Below are 20044 nucleotides of genomic sequence, written 5' to 3'. Positions count from 1 at the left end.
ACCGGTGCGCCGCGGCCTGCTCGCGGGCCTCCTTGCGGGCCTTCACCGCGCGCACGATCAGCAGGATCGGCAGGATGAAGACGTAGATGAAGATCCGGTACTCGCTACCCACGGGAGCGAGGAACATCAGGTAGAAGCCGTAGCCGAAGAAGGCCAGGCCCACGACGACGTTCAGGATCCGAGAGCCCGTGCTCTGCTCCTTGATGGCGATGCCGATGGCGACCATCGCGATGCCGCCGAGAATCAGCAGGAGCTCGTAGAAAAGTTCAAACATGTGATTCCTGTCGATCGGTGAAGGTGCCGGCCCACGATAAGGGAGCCCTCAGCGGTCCCGCTGCCCCGTTGCCTGTGGCAACCAACACCTCACTTGAGCTGCCCCACGGTGAGGCCCGCCTGGATCTGCCGCTGGAAGGTCACGTAGACCACCAGCACCGGCAGCACCGCGATGGTCAGGCCGGCGAACAGCTGGGCGTAGTCGCCGGCGTAGCCCTGGTTGACGGCCAGCGCGTTGAGCCCCTGGGCGAGCATCCACTTCGACTCGTCGCCCTGCATGAGCACCTGCGGCAGCAGGAACTGGTTCCAGTGGTTGAGGAAGTTGAAGATGGCGACGCTGATCAGTCCCGGACGCGCCATCGGCAGCATCACCCGGAAGAACAGCCGGAAGTGGCCGCAGCCGTCGATCAGCGCCGCCTCGGCGATCGCGGTCGGCAGGGTGCGGAAGAACGCGGTCAGGAAGAACACCGTGAACGGCAGCGAGTAGGCGGTGTAGACCAGGATGAGGCCGGTCCAGGTGCCGAACAGGCCGGCGTTGCGGACCACGAAGAAGAGCGGCACGAGGGCGAGGAAGACCGGGAACATCATCCCGCCGACGAACAGGTAGTAGACCACCTGCCGGCCGCGGAAGTCGTAGCGCGCGAAGACGTACGCGGCGGCGGCGCCGAGGAGCATGGTGAGGGTCAGCGAGCCGGCCACCACCACGGCGCTGTTGAGGAAGTAGCGCCCGATGTGCGCCTTGGTCCAGGCCCGCGCCCAGTTGTCCAGGTGCAGCGCCTCGGGCAGCCCCCACGGGTCGGCGAGGATCTCGCCGTTGCTCTTCAGCGAGCTGAGCACCATCCAGGCCAGCGGCAGCACGGTCATGGCCGCCCAGAGCAGCAGGAAGCTGTGCGAGAAGACGTTCGCCACGCCCAGTTCCCGGCGCGGCGGCCGGCCGGTCGTCGGCTCGGCGGGCGTCGCCGGGGCCGGCCGGGTGCCGGAGTCCACACTGGTCATGAGTACTCGATCCGATCGCGCCGGGCGGCCCGCAGCGCCAGCACCGCCACCGAGAGGGTCAGGAAGAACATCACCACGCCCATCGCCGAGGCGTAACCGAACTTGGTCTCGCTGCCGAACGCGGTGTCGTACATCCGGTTGCCGATCACGTCGGAGGAAAAGTTCGGGCCGCCGTTGGTCATGAGCTGGACCAGGATGAACCCGTCCAGCGCGGCGATGGCCAGGTAGATCCAGGCCACCTGGACGGTGTCCCAGAGCAGCGGGATGGTGATCTTCCGCAGCATCACGGCCCGGGACGCCCCGTCGAGCATCACGGCCTCGTAGATGTCGCGCGGGATGGCCTGCATGGCGGCGCCGAAGAGCACCACGTAGAAGCCGACGTTGCTCCACACCATCACGGCCAGCACGCACCAGAAGGCGAACCGGGGATCACCCAGCCAGGCCGGGGTGGGCAGGCCGAGCGCGTGCAGCGCGCCGTTGAGCAGGCCGCTGCGCGGGTTGTAGATCTCCTTCCAGAGCAGCGCGATGATCACCACCGAGAGCACCTGCGGGAAGAAGTAGACCAGCCGGTAGACCGCCGTGCCGCGGACGCCGGTCACGCCGGCCCGGCCCTTGCGGCCGCCCATGGTGAGCATGGTGGCGAAGAACAGGCCGAGCGCGATGGTCAGCACCGGCACCACGAGCAGCAGGACCGCGTTGTTCTCCAACGCGTTCCAGACGTAACCGTCGTGCAGCAGGGTGCGGAAGTTCGCCATGCCCACCGGGTCGGCCTGCGCGGAGTAGCCCAGCCAGTCGGTGGTCGAGATCTGAAAGGCCTGAAGGTACGGCGAGAGCACGAAGACGCCGTACAGCACCAGCGGCGGCAGCAGGAAGCTGACGATCAGCGGGTATCTGCCATGTCGCACCTGGCGACCCCTCCCTGGTTCGACCGGTGGGGGTGGGCGGACCCACCCCCACCGGGCACGTCACGCGGCGCGCTTGTACTTCTTGATGGAGCTGTCCTGGGCGATCGAGTCGGCACCCTTCTGGCACTGGTCGAGGAACTCGGCCGGCCCGATCCGGCCGCTGAAGAACTCGCCGCAGGCGGCGTCGACCAGGTTGCGCTCGAGCTTGCGGTAGTAGTTGTTGTAGACCCAGTTGAAGCCGTTGGACCCGGACGCCTCCAGCGCCTTGACCACGGTGTTCAGCCCGAACGGCAGCTCGACGCCCTCGGTGGCGCCGGCCACCACGGTGAGGCTGGCGACCTTCTTGGTGAAGTCCTGGGCGCCCTTCTTGGACAGCATGGTCCGGAAGTACTCCAGCCCGCCGGCCACGTTCTTGGCCTTGGCCGGGACCATGAACGGCTCGCCCGCGGTGCCCCGGACCGCCTCGAACGGCAGCTTGTCGCCGCTGCCGAGGCTCGGGGTCGGCTGGACGGTCATGTTGAAGCCGGCCGGGGTGACGTCCTTCTGCTCGCTCTCCAGCCAGGAGCCGCAGGAGATGAAGGCGGCCTTGCCCTGGCACCAGGCGGTCTGCGACTGCTTGTGGTCCAGGCCGGGCGAACCCTCCAGGATGTACTTGTCCTTGACGATCTGGTGCCAGGCGTCCGCGGCGCTCTTCATGGCGTCGGACTTCCAGGCGTTCGGCTCCAGGTTGTCGATGGCCAGCGCCACCGACGGGCCGCCCAGCTTGATCGCCGTGGAGATCAGCGGCCAGCTCATGTAGCGCGGGTGGATGCCGGCGTACGTCCAGGGGGCGATGCCGGCGGCCTTGATCTGCTTGCAGAGCGCGATGTGCTCGTCCCAGGTCTTGGCGTACTGCCAGCCCCGGTCGGCGAAGAGCTTGGTGGAGTGCCAGATGCCGTACACCGTGTAGGTGTAGTTCATCACGAGGAACTTGCCGTCGTACGAGCCGACCTCGACGGCGCCGGGGAGCAGGGTGTCCTTGACCGTCTTGCCGGGGATGTCGAGGCTGGGCGCGGCGAGCAGGTCGCCGAGGTCGGCCAGGGCGTTCTGCGAGACCAGGCCGTTGAAGTCGATCTGCCCGGCGCCGGAGTTGTTCACCACGTCCGGCGGGGTGCCGTCGACGAAGCGCGGCTGGAGGGTCTTGCTGATCTCCTGGGTGGCCGAGTGGTTGATCTTCGCCTTCGGGTACTGCTCCTTGTACATGGCCTCGTGGGACTTGGCGTACTCCTCGCCGAAGCCGCCGTTGAAGATCACCACCTCGAGCGGGGCGTCCTCCTTGACACCGAGCGGGTTCTTCTCGCTCTTGGTGCCCTTGTACGCGCCGGAGTCGCCCTTGTCATCGTCACCACCGGAGGTGGCGCAGCCGGCGAGCAGGCCGGCGGCGGGGGTGGCCAGCAGACCGGCGGCAGCGGTCCGCCGGAGGATCTCACGCCTGTTCATCGCATCTCCTCGGTCCGGGTACACATCGAGGCTCGGGGGTGCCATCTGTCGCTTGTCTTCAGTTGAGTTGATGTTGCTGAAGAATTTCTACGGCAGTGGGCCCCGGACCACAAGACCTCAGGACCGAACCGTTATCCGTACCGGCCGGTGGCCGCTGGCATAGCCTGGGCCCATGCGCCGCCTGCGGCAGCTCGCCGAGCGCACGCCGGCCACTCGGGAGCGCTACGTCGACCTGCTCCGGGCGCTCGCCATCACCATGGTCGTGCTCGGCCACTGGGGCGTCACCGTCATCGGGTACGACCGGGCCGGCCGCCCCGCCGGCCACTCCGCCCTCGGCGACCTGCCCTGGGCCTGGCCGCTGACCTGGGTGGCCCAGGTGATGCCGGTGTTCTTCCTGGTCGGCGGCTACGCCAACGCCGCCTCGCTGGCCGCCCGGCGTGCCCGGGGAGGAACCGCCACCGGCTGGCTGGTCGACCGGAGCGCCCGGCTGGCCCGGCCCACCACCGCGCTGCTCGTGGTGCTGGCGGCCGGCGCCGCGGTGGCCACACTGCGCGGCGCCGACCCCACACAGGTCCGCACGGTGGTCTGGTTCGCCACCATCCCGCTCTGGTTCCTGGTGGCCTACCTCGTCGTGGTGCCGCTGACGCCACCCATGTACGCGCTGCACCGCCGCTTCGGGCTCGCCGTGCCGGTGGTGCTGGTCGCCCTGGTCGCGCTCGGCGACCTGGGCCGGCTGCTCGGCCCGGCCGGGCTGGCCACCGGCAACTACCTGTTCGGCTGGCTGGCCGTGCACCAGCTCGGCTTCGCCTGGTACGACGCCCGCAACCCGGGCGGACGGCCCGAGGGCCAGCCGGCGGGATCGGTCGACGCCGGGCCACGCGGTCTGCGCCGGCGCCGGCTGCCGCTCTCCCGCCGGGCCGGGGCGGCCCTGCTCGGCGGCGGGCTGGCCGCGCTGCTGCTGCTCACCGTCGTCGGGCCGTACCCGGTGGTGCTGCTCAACGTGCCCGGCGAGCGCCTGGACAACGCGGCCCCGCCGAGCCTGGCGCTGCTCGCCGCGGCCACCGCGCAGCTCGGCCTGATCCTGCTGCTGCGCGAGCCGGCGCAGCGCTGGCTGCGGCGCCCCCGCCCATGGCAGGCGGTGATCGCGGTGAACGCCGTGGTGCTCACCGTCTTCCTCTGGCACCTGACCGCCGCGGTGCTGCTCGTCGGGCTGCTGGACGCGCTCGGCGTGCTGCCCACTCCCCCGGTCGGCACGGCGGCCTGGTACGCCTGGCGGATTCCCTGGCTGCTCGCCCTCGCCGTGGTGCTGGCCGCGCTGGTCGCCGTCTTCGGCCCGATCGAGGCCCGCACCCGCCGCCCGCCCGACACCGGTCCGGCCCGCGAGGGCGCCCGCCGGCTGCGGACCGCGCTGGCCGTCCTCGGGTACGCCGGACTCGTCACCGGGCTGCTGCTGAACAGCCTCACCCGCAAGGCCGCGCCCGAGCCGCTGGGGCTGCCCGCCCCGGCGCTGGTGGCCTACCTGGCCGGGGCGGGGGTGCTGCGGCTGCTCAGGTCTGGGTGGGGAACCCGAGGTTGACCCCGCCGTGGCGCGGGTCGAGCCAGCGGCTGGTGACCACCTTGCCCCGGGTGAAGAAGGCGACCCCGTCGGCGCCGTGCGCGTGCAGGTCGCCGAAGAGGGACGCCTTCCAGCCGCCGAACGAGTAGTAGGCCATCGGCACCGGGATCGGCACGTTGACGCCGACCATGCCGACCTCGACCTCGTGCTGGTAGCGCCGGGCGGCCCCGCCGTCGTTGGTGAAGATCGCCGTGCCGTTGCCGTACGGGTTGGCGTTGACCAACTCGACCGCCTCGTCGTACGAGCCGACCCGGACCACGCTGAGCACCGGGCCGAAGATCTCGTCGGTGTAGATCGACATCTCCGGGGTGACGTGGTCGAAGAGCGTCGGGCCGAGCCAGAACCCGTCGGCGTCCCCGTCCGGGGTCACCTCGCGCCCGTCCACCACCGGCACGGCGCCGGCCGCGATGCCGGACTCCACGTAGGAGCGCACCCGCTCGGCGTGCGCGGCGGTGACCAGCGGGCCCATGTCGCAGCCCCGCCGGCCGTCCCCGGTGCGCAGCCGGCCCATCCGCTCGGCGATCCGGGCGACCAGGGCGTCGGCGACCGGCTCCACCGCGACCAGCGCGGAGATCGCCATGCAGCGCTCCCCCGCCGAGCCGAAGCCGGCGTTGACCGCCGCGTCGGCGGCCAGGTCCAGGTCGGCGTCGGGGAGCACCACCATGTGGTTCTTCGCCCCGCCCAGCGCCTGCACCCGCTTGCCGGCCAGCGAGCCGCGCTGGTGCACGTACCGGGCCACCGGCGTGGAGCCGACGAACGACACCGCCTTGACGCCGGGGTGATCGAGCAGCGCGTCGACCGCCTCCTTGTCGCCGTTGACCACGTTCAGCACACCGTCCGGCAGCCCGGCCTCGGTGAACCACTCGGCCAGCAGCAGCGCCGCGCTCGGGTCCTTCTCGCTGGGCTTGAGCACCACCGCGTTGCCGCAGGCGATCGCGACCGGCACGAACCAGAGCGGCACCATCACCGGGAAGTTGAACGGGGAGATCACCGCCACCACGCCCAGCGGCTGCCGCAGGCTGTACGAGTCGACCTCGGTGGAGACGTTCTCGCTGAAGCCGCCGCGCAGCGCCGAGGGGATGCCGCAGGCGTACTCGATCACCTCGAGGCCGCGCTGCACCTCGCCGGCGGCGTCCGCGAGCACCTTGCCGTGCTCGGCGGTGATCACCTCGGCGAGCCGGTCGCGCCGGGCGTTGACCAGCTCGCGGAAGGCGAACATGACGGCGGTGCGCTTGGCCAGCGAGGCGTCCCGCCAGGACCGGGCGGCCCGCTCGGCGGCCTCGACGGCGCCCGCCACGTCGGCGGCGGAAGCCAGCGCCACCTGCCCGGTACGCCGCCCGGTGGCCGGGTCGAAGACGTCCCCGCGCCGCTCGGAGTCCCCGCTGACCCGCTTCCCGTCGACGAAATGCCCGATGAGGGTCATGCCGCCACCTCCGCGGCGACGGAGGAACGGATGGCCTCGACCAGGATGGCCAGGCCCTCGCGGGCCTCGTCCTCGGTCAGGGTCAGCGGTGGTCCCATCCGCACCACGTTGCCGAGCAGGCCACCCTTGCCGACCAGCAGGCCGCCCTCCCGGCAGGCCTCGAAGACCCGGGTGGTGAGCGACGGGTCCGGTTCGGTGGTGCCGGGGCGGACGAACTCGACGCCGAGCATGAGGCCCTTGCCGCGGACCTCGGCGACGCAGTCGAGGTCGGCGGTGGCGGCCCGCAGGCCGTCGGCGAGGATCGCGCCCACCCTTGCCGCGTTCGCCTGGAGGTCGTGGTCGAGCAGGTAGTCGAGGACCGCGTTGCCGGCCGCCGTGGAGACCGGGTTGCCGCCGAAGGTGGAGAAGCTGATCGCCGGCACCGACTCCAGCACGTCGGCCCGGCCGACCACACCGGCCAGGGCGAAGCCGTTGCCGATGCCCTTGGCGAAGGTGAGCAGGTCCGGGGTGATCCCGTGCGCCTGGTAGCCCCAGAAGTGCTCGCCCGTGCGGCCCCAGCCGGTCTGCACCTCGTCGGAGACGAGCAGGATGCCGTGCTCGTCGAGCACCTTCTTCCAGGCGGCGAAGAGCCCGTCCGGGCCGTGCACGAAGCCGCCGACGCCCTGGATCGGCTCGGCGATCAGGCAGGCCACATCGCCGGCGGTCTGGGTGGCGAGCACCTCGCGCAGGTCCTCCACGGCGGCGTCGATCCGGTCGCCCTCGTCGAGCCGGGCCAGCAGCCCGCGCAGCCGCTCGCCGGAGTGCAGCCAGGCCACCTGGAGCGGGTTGAGCGCGCTGGCCGACCAGCCCCGGTTGCCGGTGACGCCCATGGCCGCGTACGACCGGCCGTGGTAGCTGTTGCGCACCGCGAGGATCTGGTGCGAGCGGCGGTAGTTGGTGGCGACGAGCAGGGCCGCCTCGTTGGCCTCGGTGCCGGAGTTGGTGAAGAAGACGCGGGCGTCCGGGATGCCGGAGAGCCGGGCGATCTTCTCGGCCAGCTCGACCTGCTGCCGGATCAGGTAGAGCGTCGAGCTGTGCACGATGCCGGTGCGCAGCTGCCGTTCGACCGCCTCGCGGATCTCCGGGATGTCGTAGCCGATCATGTTGGTCAGCACGCCGCCGAAGAAGTCCAGGTAGCTGCGTCCGGCCGCGTCGGTCACCCGGCGGCCGGAGCCGGCGACCAGCTCCAGCGGTTCGGCGTAGTAGAGCGGCATCCAGGACGGGAGCACGGCCCGGTGCCGGGCCAGCAGGTCGTCGGAGGTCATCGGCGCACCCTTCAGCGGCGGTTGGTCCCCCGCACGCTCTCACCACGCGGAGGCAGGGACAACTGTCACTGTGTAGCGCAGGAGGTCCGCCCGCCTGACACCACGTCAACCGCCTCGTTGCGGTTTCCGGAGCGAAATCCGGCTGTCGCCCACCCTTCCGCTGGCCAGACCGCTCATCGGCCACTCCATCCGCAGCAGCGCGCCGACGACGACGACCTCCCGCACGGTAGCCACGATCCACAACGGTCGGTCGGCGTCCGCCCACCGCCGGTAGCATCCGCCGGGTGCGGACGACGGAGGTGGCGCTGCCGGCCGGTGCGGTGGGGACGACCCGGGCGGAACTCACGGCGGGGGTACGGGCCTGGGTGGACTCGCCGCCCATGCGGGCCCTGGTCGGGCACTTCGGCGGCGACTGGCCGGCCGGCGACCTGGGCGCGGTGCTGGCCGGGCTGGACGACTTCTCCGCCCGGCACTGGGACTTCCGCGGTGGGCGGGAACGCCCCGACGCCCGGGAGCCGGCGTTCGACCCGGCCACGGTCGGGCTGGTGCTCGACGCGGCAGCGGCGCTGGGCCTGGTCCGGGCCGTCCCGCCGACCCTGCCCCGCTACGCGCACCTGCTGGTCCTGGGCGGCCTGGCGCACGCCTGCCTGCGGCGCACCGCCTACGCCGCGCACCTGGCCCGGACGGTCGCCGGGGTCGACGGCGAGGTGGCGGTGCTGGGCAGCTTCCGGGCCCTCTCCCCGGTCGAGTCGCGGATGCTCGCCGACCTCGGGGTGCACGGCTGCGCCACGGAGGTGGACGCCCTGGACGCCGGGGTGCGCGTGGCGTTCGGGGTGGACGCGCCGAGCGAGGAGATCGGCGAGAGCGCGGACCACCCGCACCGGGCCTGGTCCTCGCGCACCTACCGGCCCGCCGGGCTGCCTCCGGTCCGGGTGCTCGCCGCCCCGTCCGGCGAGCCGGACCGCCGCCGGGCGCACACCGCCGACACCCAGCGGTTCTGGGCCGGGCACGTCCGGCTGCGGGCGGGGGATCCGGTGCTCATGGTGACCGCCCCCATCTACGTGCCGTTCCAGCACTGCGACGCGCTGCGTACGCTCGCCGTGCCGTTCGGGTGCGGGATCGACACGGTCGGCGTGGACCCGGCGCTGGCCACGACGGTCCGGGTGCCGGAACCCACCCTCACGGCGGGGCGCTACCTCCAGGAGATCCGCTCGGCGGTCCGCTCGATGCGCGCCCTGCACGGGGTGCTGGCGGCCGGCTGACCGGCGCGCGCCGGGGCCGGCGGGCTGAGTCAGCGGGCGGTGTCGGCGACCGCCTGCGCGAAGACCTCGGAACGGTGCTCGAAGTTGCGGAACCGGCCGTAGCTGGGCGCGGCCGGGGAGAGCAGCACCACGCCGCCGGCCGGGGTGAGCTTGCGGGCCAGCCCCACGGCAGCCACCAGGTCCTCGGCGAGTTCGGTGCGCACCGCCGGCAGCCCCGCCAGCGCCTCCACGATCCGGGCGCCGCTGTCCGGGATGCCGATCACGGTGATCTCCCGCTCGGCGAGGTGGTCGCGGAGCGGGGTGTAGTCCAGCCCCCGATCCGTCCCGCCGACGATGACGGTCAACGGCCGCCCCTCGTACGCGTCGATCGCGTGCATGGCCGCGTACGGGCTGGTGGCCAGCGTGTCGTCGACGAAGGTGAGCCCGGACGGGTCGGCGATCTCGGTGAGCCGGTGGGCGAGGCCCTGGAACCCGGCCACCGCGATGGCGAGGCTGTCCTTGCGGGCCACCACGTCGACGCCGAGCGCGTCGAGCACCGCGAGGGCGACGCAGAGGTTGCCCTCGTTGTGCCGCCCGACCAGGGGCAGCACGGCGCGCGGGAAGAGCGGGGTGTCCCGCAGGTGGAACCAGGGGGCGCCGTCCGGGCCGGTGGCCACGTGGGTGGTGTCCGGCGAGCCGGCCCGGACCGCCGCCCGGTCCCCCAGTTCGAGCGCCAGCCGCGGGTCGGCGCCGTTGACCACCACGGTGTGCGGGCCGTGCGCCAGCAGGTTGAGCTTGTCCCGGTAGTACTCCCGCTCGCCGCCGTGCGCGTCCAGGTGCTCGGGGAACAGCGCGGTCACCACGGCCACCCGCGGCGAGTCGGTCAGGTCGGCGCACTGGTAGCTGGAGAGCTCCAGCACGTACAGCTCCGCCTCGGGCAGGTCGAGCAGCGGCACGCCGATGTTGCCGCCGAAGACGTTCGGCCGGTCCATGGCGGTGAGCAGGTGGCTGATCAGGCTGGAGGTGGTGCTCTTGCCCTTGCTGCCGGTCACCCCGACGGTCCGGTCCGCGTGATCGGCCATCCAGAGCGCGCTGCCCTGCGTGACCGGGACGGCCCGGCGGCGCAGCTCCACCATCCACGGGTGGGTGTTCGGCACCCCGGGCGAGCGGACCACCACGTCCGCGGCGGCCAGCCGGGCGAAGCCGTCCTCCCCGGTCACCAGCGGCGCGGCCGCGGCGAGCGGGCCCTCCCAGGGCAGGGTGAGGAAGTTCGCGCTGTCGTCGACGACCACCAGGTCGGCCGGGCCGTGCGCGGCGATCGCGGTCACCGCTGCCCGGCCCTCCCGACCGGCTCCCCAGACGGCGACATGACGTCCGCGCAGATCAGACAGGCGCACAAGCTCTCCTCGTTGGCATCCTCCCCCTCATGAAGGATGAGGGCGATTGCAGCCTATACAGGCTGAGGTTCACGGGCGTTCGAACGCCTGGGCGCCCGCTGTCGCCCCTCCCGGCACCGGCCGTTCGTCAGGGCCGGAATTTCCGCCCCATCCTGCCGCGACGCGGACTGTTGTGTCGTAGGTGACAGGCACGCTGTGGGGCTGTGGGGAGATTTACCGCGTTCCGGTTCACAGCTGACCCGTCACCGTCGCAGGTGATGGTGTTGGTCCGTCATACGGGGGCGGCTCGTCGCGTTCAACCAGTGCCTGGCTCTGGTGAAGGACGCCCTGGATGCGAGGCACCGGGGCGGGTCGGTGGGGGTGCCGTGGTCGGGTTTCGACCTGATCAACGCGTTCAACTCGTGGAAGGTCTCGGCGCAGGCGGGCCGCCGCTTTGTAGTCGACTCGGCGGGTTCGGCCGAGATCGTGGCGACGGGATTGTCGTGGCGCGCACAGGTGTGTCAGCAGGTGTGTGAGGAAGCCGCTGTCGACCTGGGCCGCGCCCTGACCGCCTGGGCCGACTCGCGATCGGGGAAGCGGCCGGGTCGTCGAGTGGGGTTCCCGGCATTCAAACGCAAGAGCCGCACCCAGCCGTCGTTCCGGATCCGCTGCAAGACCAAGGCGGGTCGGGCGAGCATCCGGGTGGGGGATCCGATGGCGGGTCCTCGGAGTATCTGTCTGCCGCGGATCGGAGTCCTGAGGGTACGGGAGGACACCCGCCGACTACGGCGGATGATTCGCATGGGCCGAGCCCACATCCGGTATGCCACCGTCTCCTGCCGCGCCGGCCGATGGACCGTCACCGTGACAGTGGAGGCGGCGGACCTGCATCCCGCCCGCCAGCACCCGCCACGCCCCGACGCTGACGGCAGTGGTTGGGTAGGCATCGACCGCGGCCTCACTGCCCTCGTGGTGGCCGCCGACACCACCGGCCGACAGCGGCTGCGCGTCACCGATCCACCGCGCCCGCTGCGGGCCGCCCTGCCTCGGCTACGGCGGCTATCCCGCCAGGTCACTCGCAAACAGCGAGGCTCACGCAATCGGGCCGAGGCTGTCACCCGACTAGCTCGTGCCCACCATCGTGTCGCGCATGTGCGTCGCCACTTTCTGCACAAGGTCGCCAACCAGCTGGTCAAGACCCACGACCGGCTGGCTCTGGAAGACCTGTACACCGCCGGTCTGCTGCGCAACCGGCGTCTGGCCGCCGCCATCTCCGATGCGGGTTGGGCTGAACTGGCCCGCATCATCGGCTACAAACAACGTTGGCGGGGCGGGCAGGTCACCCGGGCACCCCGCTGGTACCCGTCCACCAGAATGTGCAGTGCCTGCCGCATCATCGGCCCCGCCCTACCCCTGTCCGTACGCGTCTTCCGCTGCGACGAGTGCGGGCATACGGCGGACCGGGACGTCAACGCGGCGGTCAACCTCGCCGTCTGGGCCGAGCAACACCATGCCCAGACCCGGGACCCCGAAGCACGAGGCCCGGTCACCAACGCCTCCCGAGGGACCGGCTCTGACCAGCGCCCAAGCGCCGGTGCAACCAGCCCTGACGACGGAGGAACCCCACCGCCACGGACACCCGTGACGGCAGGGACGCCCGAGAAGGGCGGTGTCTCATGACCCAACGGACTTTCGAGACACGCTGTAGTATGGCGTGTGCCTAACGAGCAGCTGCGGCGGATGGACGCCTTCACCTTCCCGTCCTACTCGATCGACTTCGCCACCGGTGAGGTGTTGTTCGACTACGCCCTGACCGGCCCCCACGGCGAGCAGCGGTTCACCGAGGTGGTCACCCTTCCCCTGCCGGCGGAGCCGGTGTCCGACGAGACCGCGGCCACCCTGGCCCGGGTCCTCGAACTGCTGCACGTGGTCGCCGGGGTCAGCTACTACAAGGCTGCCGCGCCGCCCCGGCTGGTGCTGCCGGCGCCGCTGGGCGCGGCCGCCGCCGACCTCGTGACCGCCGTCTACACCAAGGGCCTCGCCGAGTACGCGTACCGCAACCAGCTCCCCCACGTGCTGGAGCTGCGCCCGGAGGTGCCGGCCGGTTCGGTGGAGGCGGCCACGCCGCTGGACAACTCCGACCGGCGCCCGCTGTCGGCGGTCGGCGGCGGCAAGGACTCCATCGTCACGCTGGAGGCGCTGCGCCGGGCCGGCTTCGACCCGGTGCCCTTCTCGGTCAACCCGAACCACGTCATCGTCTCGGTCAACGAGGCGTCCGACCTGGTGCCGCTCGCCGCCCGCCGGCGGATCGACCCGGTGCTGTTCGACCTCAACGCGGCCGGCGCGCTGAACGGGCACATCCCGGTCACCGCGATCAACTCGCTGATCGCGGTCGCCACGGCCGTGCTGCACGGGCTCGGGCCGGTGGTGATGTCCAACGAGCGCTCGGCGTCCGACCCGAACCTGATCTGGCACGGCCACGAGATCAACCACCAGTGGTCCAAGGGCGTCGAGGCGGAGGGGCTGTTGCGGGCGGCGCTGGCCGAGCACGCAGGCCTCACCGAGCCGTACTTCTCGCTGCTGCGGTCGCTGTCCGAGCTGCACATCGCCCGGCTCTTCGCCGACACCGACCGCTACGACGCCGTGGTGACGAGCTGCAACGCCGCGTTCAAGCTGCGCGACGCGAGCGAGCGCTGGTGCCGGGACTGCCCGAAGTGCCGGTTCGTCTTCCTGGCCATGGCCCCGTTCATGCCCCGGGAGCGGCTGACCGCGATCTTCGGCGGCGACCTGCTGGCCGACGAGTCCCAGATCCCCGGTTACCGGGAGCTGCTCGGGGTGGACGGGCACAAGCCGTTCGAGTGCGTCGGCGAGGTGGAGGAGTCGGTGGTCGCGCTGAGCCTGCTCGCCCAGCAGGAGCAGTGGCGCGACGCGCCGGTGATCCGCGCCCTGGTGGAAGCGGTCCCGCCAACGGCGTGGTCCGCCGCCGCCACCTCCGACGTCTTCACCCCCGGCGGCCCGACGTACGTCCCCAACCAGTACGCCAAGGCCCTGACGGCCCTGACCTGACCCACTGGTCCCGCCTGGCCCGCCTCGGCCCACCCCGTTGATCATGAAGTTAGCGGCGCCGACCGCCCGAGATGTCGCCGCCAACTTCATGATCGACGAAGTCAGGGGGCGGGACCGGGGGCGGGCAGGGGGTTCAGGGGGTGCGGACGGCGTCCAGGGCCAGTAGGGCCACGTGGAGGGACAGGCACTGCTCCACCGAGTCGAGGTCGACGTCGAGGATGCGGCCGATGCGGGCCAGCCGCTCGTAGAAGGCCGGCCTCGACAGGTGGGCGGCGGCGGCCGCCGCGGACTTGTTCCGGCCCTGCTCCAGGTACGCCCGGAGGGTGCCGAGCAGTTGCTCCCTCGGGTGCTGCGCGTCGTACGCGAGCAGCCCGCCGAGTTCCCGCTCGACGAAGGTCTGCAGGCGCGGCTCGTCCCGGAGCAGGTGCAGCAGGCCGGCCAGCCCGACGTGCGGCAGCCGGAAGTAGGGCAGGTCCCGGCGGTCCCGGCGGGCCGCCTCGGCGACCTGCCGCGCCTCGACCAGCGAGCGGCGCGCCTCCCGCAGGCTGCCCACCCCGGAACCGGCCGCCACGATCACGGCCGGCCCGGCCGGGCGCGGACGGGACGCCGGATCCGCGGCCCGCAGCGCGCCGCCCGCCACGGTACGGGCGGCCGGGTCGACGGGACGGGCGGGGCGCGGCGCCGGAGGGCGGGCCGGGTCGGCGTCGAGGCGTACCCGGCGCAGCGCGGCGGCGAACGCGGCGAGCGCCTTCTCCTCGGCGGCCGGATCGGGCAGCGCGAGCAGCGCCCCGACCGCCTGGTCATCGACGGCGCTGGTCAGCGCGGTGAGCTTGGCATCCCGCAACGCCTGGCCGACCGCCTCGGCGAGGTCGCGCAGCCGGGCCGGGCCGGCCTCCGGGCCGGCGTCGGGGCCCGGCCCGCCGCCCTCGGCCGGATCGTCGGCCCGGTGCCGGACCACCACGCCGACGAGGTGCCGGCGGTCCAGGGTCACACCGAGGGCCTTGGCGCGCAGCGCCACCTCGTCCACCGGGCGGGAGTGGTCGATCAGGGCGGTGAGCAGGGTGCGGTGGATCTGCCGTTCCAGCCCCTCGGCGTCGCGCCGGATCAGCCGGCCCAGGGCGAGGGTGGAGGCGGCCCGCTCGATCAGGATGGTCAGCCGGGTGGGCGGGGTCGCGCCCGTCGGCGTCGCGGCGTCGACCGGTGTGGCGGTGCCGGCGTCGGCCGGCCAGCGCAGCAGCAGCCGTCCCCAGTCCTGGCCGCGGGCGCCGACGGTGGTCACCAGCCATCCGCTGTCCGGGTCGTACGCGGTGCGCCCGGCCGGCCGGATCCGCCGGGAGTGCTGCTCCCAGCCGTCCAGCAGCAGCTCGGCGCTCTCCCCCGCCGGGTCGTACGCGAGCACCTGCCGGGACAGGTTCTCCAGCACCACCGGGCAGCCGGCCAGCTCGGCCGCCTGCCGGACCACCTCGGCCGGCTCGGCGCCCTCCACGGAGAGTTCGGTGAACCGCTGGTGGATCTCCTCGGTGGCGCGCAGCTCGGTGAGCTGGGCGTCCACGATCAGCGCGTGCACCGCCTCGGTGATCCGCACGAACGGGGTGGCCCGGCGCAGCTCGACCAGGGGCAGCCCGCGGCGCTCGGCGGCGGCCGCCATGACCCGGGGCACCCCGCTGACGTAGCGGCGGCCCAGCTCCACCACGAGCCCGGAGACCCCGACGTCGGCCAGGTCGCCGATGAACGCGCGCAGGCCGGCGTCGTCGGCGGGCAGCCCGATGCCCGTGGTGAGCACCAGCTCGCCTCCGCCGAGCAGGGTGGCGATGTCGGGCACCTCGGCCACGTGCACCCACCGCACCGGCCGGTCCAGGCCCGCGTCCCCCGCGACGAGGCGCGGGGCGCCGTGGCGCACCGGCACCAGAGCGAGCACCTCACGGACGGTAGGGAACACGGGCGACACGCTACCCTGCGTCACCGCCGATTCCGAGCGTGCGCCCGCCCAGGCCGCCCCCGGCGTCTGAGCGGGTCGTCGCGGCCCAGCTCCCGGCACGCCACTTTCGAACCCTGCGGCGCTTACTGATCCCTTCCCGAGGCGTCGCTCAGTCGACGCCGAACTCCATCGCGGCGCGGTCGAGTGCCTCGTCCTCGGCGGAGGGGACGCCCCGGGAGGCGATGGCCTCCGCGCCGCCCTCTGGCATCGCACCGATGAGACCGGTCGAGGCTGCCTGCGCGGCGCCGACCATCCGCTGGGGGGTCGCGCCGCCTACCATGCCGAGGGTGGCGTACTGCTCCAGCTTCGCCCGCGAGTCGGCGATGTCCAGGTTGCGCATGGTGAGCTGGCCGATCCGGTCCGACGGGCCGAACGCCGAGTCCTCGGTACGCTCCATCGACAGCTTGTCAGGGTGGTAGCTGAACGCCGGGCCGGTGGTGTCCAGGATCGAGTAGTCCTCGCCCCGGCGCAGCCGCAACGTCACCTCGCCGGTGACCGCCGTGCCGACCCAGCGCTGCAACGACTCGCGCAGCATCAGCGCCTGCGGGTCCAGCCATCGCCCCTCGTACATCAGCCGACCGAGGCGGCGGCCCTCGTTGTGGTAGTTCGCCAGGGTGTCCTCGTTGTGGATGGCGTTGACCAGCCGTTCGTACGCGGCATGCAGCAGCGCCATGCCAGGCGCCTCGTAGATGCCCCGGCTCTTGGCCTCGATGATCCGATTCTCGATCTGGTCCGACATGCCCAGGCCGTGCCGGCCGCCGATGGCGTTGGCCTCCAGCACCAGGTCGACAGGGCTGCCGAACTCCTTACCGTTGATCGTCACCGGGCGACCCTGGTCGAAGCCGATCGTGACGTCCTCGGTCGGGATCTCCACCAAGGGGTCCCAGAACCGGACTCCCATGATCGGGTTGACCGTCTCGATGCCGGTGTCGAGGTGCTCGAGGGTCTTCGCCTCGTGCGTGGCGCCCCAGATGTTGGCGTCGGTGGAGTATGCCTTCTCGGTGCTGTCCCGGTATGGCAGGGCGCGTGCGAGCAGCCACTCCGACATCTCCTTACGCCCACCCAGTTCGGTGACGAAGTCGGTGTCGAGCCACGGCTTGTAGATGCGCAGCTGCGGGTTGGCCAGCAGGCCGTACCGGTAGAACCGCTCGATGTCGTTGCCCTTGAAGGTCGAGCCGTCGCCCCAGATCTGGACGTCGTCGGAGATCATCGCCCGCACCAGCAGGGTCCCGGTCACGGCCCGGCCCAGCGGGGTGGTGTTGAAGTACGCCCGCCCGCCCGAGCGGATGTGGAAGGCCCCGCAGGTCAACGCCGCCAGGCCCTCCTCGACCAGGGCGGCGCGGCAGTCGACCAGTCGGGCGACCTCGGCGCCGTAGCTGAGCGCGCGACCGGGCACCGAGGCGATGTCGGGCTCGTCGTACTGGCCGATGTCGGCGGTGTAGGCGCAGGGGACGGCGCCCTTGTCGCGCATCCACGCGACCGCGACCGAGGTGTCGAGGCCGCCGGAGAAGGCGATGCCGACACGTTCGCCGGCGGGCAGGGAGGTGAGAACCTTGGACACGAGGAAGATTATGCGCCATGTCGCATGGTCATGCAAACAACAGCGGCCGCAGAGCTACCCGCTGCCGAACAGCGGGTCGTCGCGGCCCAGCTCCCAGCAGGCCACCGCGGTGGCGGCGGCCACGTTGAGCGAGTCCACCCCGCGCCGCATGGGGATCACCACCCGGACGTCGCTGGCCTCCATGGCCGCCCGGGTCAGGCCGGCGCCCTCGGCCCCCATGAGCAGGGCCGCCCGGGCCCGCTGCCCGGCGTCCAGCCGCTGGATCGGCACCGCGTCCGGCGCGGGCGTCATGGCCAGCACCGTGAAGCCCGCCGCCCGGACCTGGCCGAGCGCGTCGGGCCAGGGCTCCAGCTTCGCGTACGGGATGGCGAACACCTCGCCCATGCTGACCCGGACGCTGCGCCGGTACAGCGGGTCGGCGCAGGTCGGCGAGAGCAGCACGGCGTCCACGCCGAGCGCCGCCACGGCCCGGAAGATCGCGCCCAGGTTGGTGTGGTTGTTGACGTCCTCCAGGATCACCACCCGCCGGGCGGTGGCCAGCACCTCGGCGGCGGACGGCAGCGGCTTGCGGCGGAACGAGGCGAGCACGCCCCGGTGCACGTGGAAGCCGGTGGCCCGCTGGAGCACCTCGGGGGTGGCCGCGTAGACCGGGGTGTCGCCGGTGTCGAGGTCGGCGAGCTGGTCCACCCGCTTGGCGTCGACCAGGTACGACCGGGCCGGGTAGCCGGCCCGCAGCGCCCGCCGCAGCACCAGCTCGCCCTCGGCGATGAACAGCCCGTGCGGGGGCTCCCAGCGGGTCCGCAGCTCCACGTCGGTCAGCGCGCGGTAGTCGGCGATCCGGTCGTCGTCGGGGTCGGTGATCTCGTGGACGGGCACCGGACGATTCTGCCTGGTCGGTCCGGCCGGCCCGGCGCGGCCCGGGTTTCCGCACGCCGGGGAGGGGAACGGAGCCCGGGAAAGGGGACAGCGACGGAGGGACCACCACGATGAGCGCGGACCCCAGCGGCGACGGCCGGCTGCCCCGCAACGCCACGGTCGCCGACTTCATCGTGGCCCGGCTGGCCGAGTGGGGCGTGCGCCGGTACTACGGCTATCCCGGTGACGGCATCAACGGGATGACCTCCGCGCTGCAACGGGCCGCCGACCGGACGCAGTTCATCCAGGTCCGGCACGAGGAGACGGCTGGCTTCGCGGCCAGCGCCCACGTCAAGTACGGCGGCGGCCCGCTCGGCTGTGTGCTGGTAACCAGCGGCCCCGGCGCGATCCACGTGCTCAACGGCCTGTACGACGCCAAGCTCGACCACCAGCCGGTGGTGGCCCTGCTCGGACACACCGCGCTGCCCGCCGAGGGCGGCGGCTACTACCAGGAGGTCGACCTGCTCGCCCTGTACAAGGACGTGGCGTCGGCGTTCCTCGCCCAGCTCGACGACCCGTCCCAGGCGCGGCACCTGGTCGACCGGGCCTGCCGGACCGCGCTGGCCCGGCGTACGGTCACCGCCCTGGTGCTCCCCTCCGACGTGCAGGACGAGCCGGCGGTGCCGGAGCCGCCGCACGCGCACGGCTACTACCACACCAGCGCGGCGCCGAGCAGCATGCCGACCGTGCCGCCGGAGGAGGAGGTACGCCGGGCGGCCGAGGTGCTGCGCGGCGGCGAGAAGGTCGCCATGCTGGTCGGTCAGGGCGCCCTCGGCGCGGAGGACGAGGTCCGCCGGGTCGCCGACCGGCTCGGCGCCGGGGTGGCCACGGCCCTGCTCGGCTTCGCCGCCGTCGACCACCGGCAGCCGTGGGTGACCGGCGCCATCGGCCTGCTCGGCAGCCGCCCGAGCTGGCAGCTCATGCGGGAGTGCGACCGGCTGCTGATCGTGGGCAGCAACATGCCGTACTCGGAGTTCTACCCGCCGCAGGGCAAGGCGAGGGCCGTGCAGATCGACCTGGACGGCACCCGGATGGGGTTGCGTTACCCGACCGAGGTGAACCTGACCGGGGACGCCGCGCCGACCCTGCGGGCGCTGTTGCGGGAGTTGGGCACCGGACCGGTGCCGACCGCCTGGCGGGCCACCCTGGCCGACGCCACCGGGAAGTGGCGGCGGGCCCAGCGGGAACTGGCTGAGCAGCCCGCGGACCCGGTGAACCCGCAGCTGCTCTTCGCCACCCTGGACGACGTCCTGCCCGACGACGCGATGCTCGCCGTGGACTGCGGCACCGCGACCGCCTGGTACGCCCGCCACGTCCGGGTCCGTCCCGGCATGCTGGCCAGCCTCTCCGGCACCCTGCTCTCGATGGGCGGGGCCATGCCGTACGCGATCGCCGCGAAGTTCGCCCACCCGGACCGCCCGTTGGTCGCGCTCATCGGCGACGGCGCCATGCAGATGAACGGTGTCAACGAGCTGATCACCGTGGCGAAGTACTGGCGGGAGTGGGCCGACCCGCGGTTCGTGGTGCTGGTGCTCAACAACCGCGACCTGTCCTTCGTGAGCTGGGAGCAGCGTTCCGGCGAGGGGACGCCGATGTTCCCGGCGAGCCAGGACCTGCCGGACGTGGCGTACCAGCGGTGGGCCGAGGTGCTGGGGCTCGACGGCGTGCTGGTCGACTCCCCCGACCAGGTGCCCGACCTGTGGCAGCGGGCGCTCAGCGCCGACCGGCCGGTGGTGGTGAACGCGGTCGTCGACCCGGCGGAACTGATGCTGCCGCCGCACTTCACCGTCGAGCAGGCCCGCAAGACGGCCGCCGCGGTGCTGCGCGGGGACAGCGACCGGACCGAGATCCTCCGGCGCGGGCTGCCGTCGGTCGTCGCCACGTACCGTCCCCGCCGCCGCGGGCGCTGAGG

Annotated in this window: 14 protein-coding genes and 1 pseudogene; 5 read left to right on the top strand and 10 right to left on the bottom strand. The window is 72.5% G+C overall.

The genetic code is table 11. The features are described from left to right. The 4 genes and pseudogenes from FXF50_RS28130 to ngcE all read right to left on the bottom strand — a co-directional run. Positions 1-274: pseudogene (locus FXF50_RS28130) on the bottom strand (hypothetical protein); the annotation flags it as partial. Positions 275-363: 89 nt separating this feature from the next. Further along, complete coding sequence (locus tag FXF50_RS28125) at positions 364-1269, bottom strand: carbohydrate ABC transporter permease (RefSeq protein WP_148431945.1); 906 nt, start codon at positions 1267-1269, stop codon at positions 364-366. Continuing rightward, positions 1266-2174 (bottom strand): carbohydrate ABC transporter permease, encoded by a 909-nt coding sequence (locus tag FXF50_RS28120; protein ID WP_148431944.1) that lies wholly within the window; start codon positions 2172-2174, stop codon positions 1266-1268. The genes FXF50_RS28125 and FXF50_RS28120 overlap by 4 nt, the downstream gene beginning before the upstream one ends. A 60-nt stretch (positions 2175-2234) precedes the next feature. After that, complete coding sequence (gene ngcE, locus FXF50_RS28115; protein WP_148431943.1) at positions 2235-3653, bottom strand: N-acetylglucosamine/diacetylchitobiose ABC transporter substrate-binding protein; 1419 nt, start codon at positions 3651-3653, stop codon at positions 2235-2237. A 172-nt stretch (positions 3654-3825) separates the two neighbouring features. Here ngcE and FXF50_RS28110 point away from each other — a divergent pair, with 172 nt between their 5' ends. Continuing rightward, entirely contained in the window at positions 3826-5229 is a 1404-nt protein-coding gene (locus tag FXF50_RS28110) for an acyltransferase (protein WP_148431942.1), read from the top strand. Here the strand turns inward: FXF50_RS28110 and FXF50_RS28105 are convergent. Together FXF50_RS28105 and FXF50_RS28100 are read right to left on the bottom strand one after the other, a co-directional pair. Beyond that, positions 5201-6691 carry a CoA-acylating methylmalonate-semialdehyde dehydrogenase gene (locus tag FXF50_RS28105; protein ID WP_148431941.1) on the bottom strand — a complete coding sequence of 497 codons (1491 nt, stop codon included), beginning with the start codon at positions 6689-6691 and terminating at the stop codon, positions 5201-5203. The two genes, FXF50_RS28110 and FXF50_RS28105, sit on opposite strands and share 29 nt — an antisense overlap. Beyond that, the gene (locus FXF50_RS28100) at positions 6688-7995 is read right to left on the bottom strand and encodes an aspartate aminotransferase family protein (RefSeq protein ID WP_148431940.1); all 1308 of its coding nucleotides are present in this window, start codon (positions 7993-7995) and stop codon (positions 6688-6690) included. The genes FXF50_RS28105 and FXF50_RS28100 overlap by 4 nt, the downstream gene beginning before the upstream one ends. 284 nt (positions 7996-8279) lie before the next feature. Here FXF50_RS28100 and FXF50_RS28095 point away from each other — a divergent pair, with 284 nt between their 5' ends. Next, positions 8280-9257: a hypothetical protein gene (locus FXF50_RS28095; protein ID WP_255510228.1), complete on the top strand. Its 978-nt coding sequence runs from the start codon at positions 8280-8282 to the stop codon at positions 9255-9257. Positions 9258-9286: 29 nt separating this feature from the next. On the opposite strand, the gene murD is transcribed toward FXF50_RS28095, so the two are convergent. Continuing rightward, positions 9287-10633 (bottom strand): UDP-N-acetylmuramoyl-L-alanine--D-glutamate ligase, encoded by a 1347-nt coding sequence (gene murD, locus FXF50_RS28090; protein WP_148431939.1) that lies wholly within the window; start codon positions 10631-10633, stop codon positions 9287-9289. Between the two features lie 315 nt (positions 10634-10948). Here murD and FXF50_RS28085 point away from each other — a divergent pair, with 315 nt between their 5' ends. Further along, complete coding sequence (locus FXF50_RS28085; protein WP_148431938.1) at positions 10949-12292, top strand: RNA-guided endonuclease TnpB family protein; 1344 nt, start codon at positions 10949-10951, stop codon at positions 12290-12292. 36 nt (positions 12293-12328) lie between these two features. After that, positions 12329-13678, top strand: coding sequence for a hypothetical protein (locus tag FXF50_RS28080; protein ID WP_148431937.1), 1350 nt, complete (start codon positions 12329-12331; stop codon positions 13676-13678). A 133-nt stretch (positions 13679-13811) separates the two neighbouring features. Here the strand turns inward: FXF50_RS28080 and FXF50_RS28075 are convergent, their stop codons facing one another. From FXF50_RS28075 to FXF50_RS28065, 3 genes are all read right to left on the bottom strand, one after another. Further along, a complete protein-coding gene (locus tag FXF50_RS28075) occupies positions 13812-15626 on the bottom strand; it encodes a PucR family transcriptional regulator (RefSeq protein ID WP_148431947.1) in 1815 nt (604 codons plus the stop codon). A gap of 139 nt (positions 15627-15765) precedes the next feature. Further along, entirely contained in the window at positions 15766-17217 is a 1452-nt protein-coding gene (gene argG, locus FXF50_RS28070) for an argininosuccinate synthase (protein ID WP_148431936.1), read from the bottom strand. A gap of 54 nt (positions 17218-17271) precedes the next feature. Then, a complete protein-coding gene (locus FXF50_RS28065) occupies positions 17272-18093 on the bottom strand; it encodes an RNA methyltransferase (RefSeq protein WP_148431935.1) in 822 nt (273 codons plus the stop codon). Positions 18094-18203: 110 nt separating this feature from the next. Between FXF50_RS28065 and FXF50_RS28060 the strand changes: the two genes are divergently transcribed. After that, a complete protein-coding gene (locus tag FXF50_RS28060) occupies positions 18204-20042 on the top strand; it encodes a thiamine pyrophosphate-requiring protein (protein ID WP_148431934.1) in 1839 nt (612 codons plus the stop codon). Positions 20043-20044: the final 2 nt, after the last annotated feature.

Source organism: Micromonospora sp. AP08 (assembly GCF_008085935.1).
Lineage (GTDB): Bacteria > Actinomycetota > Actinomycetes > Mycobacteriales > Micromonosporaceae > Micromonospora > Micromonospora chersina.
This window is presented reverse-complemented; position numbering and strand designations above follow the sequence as displayed.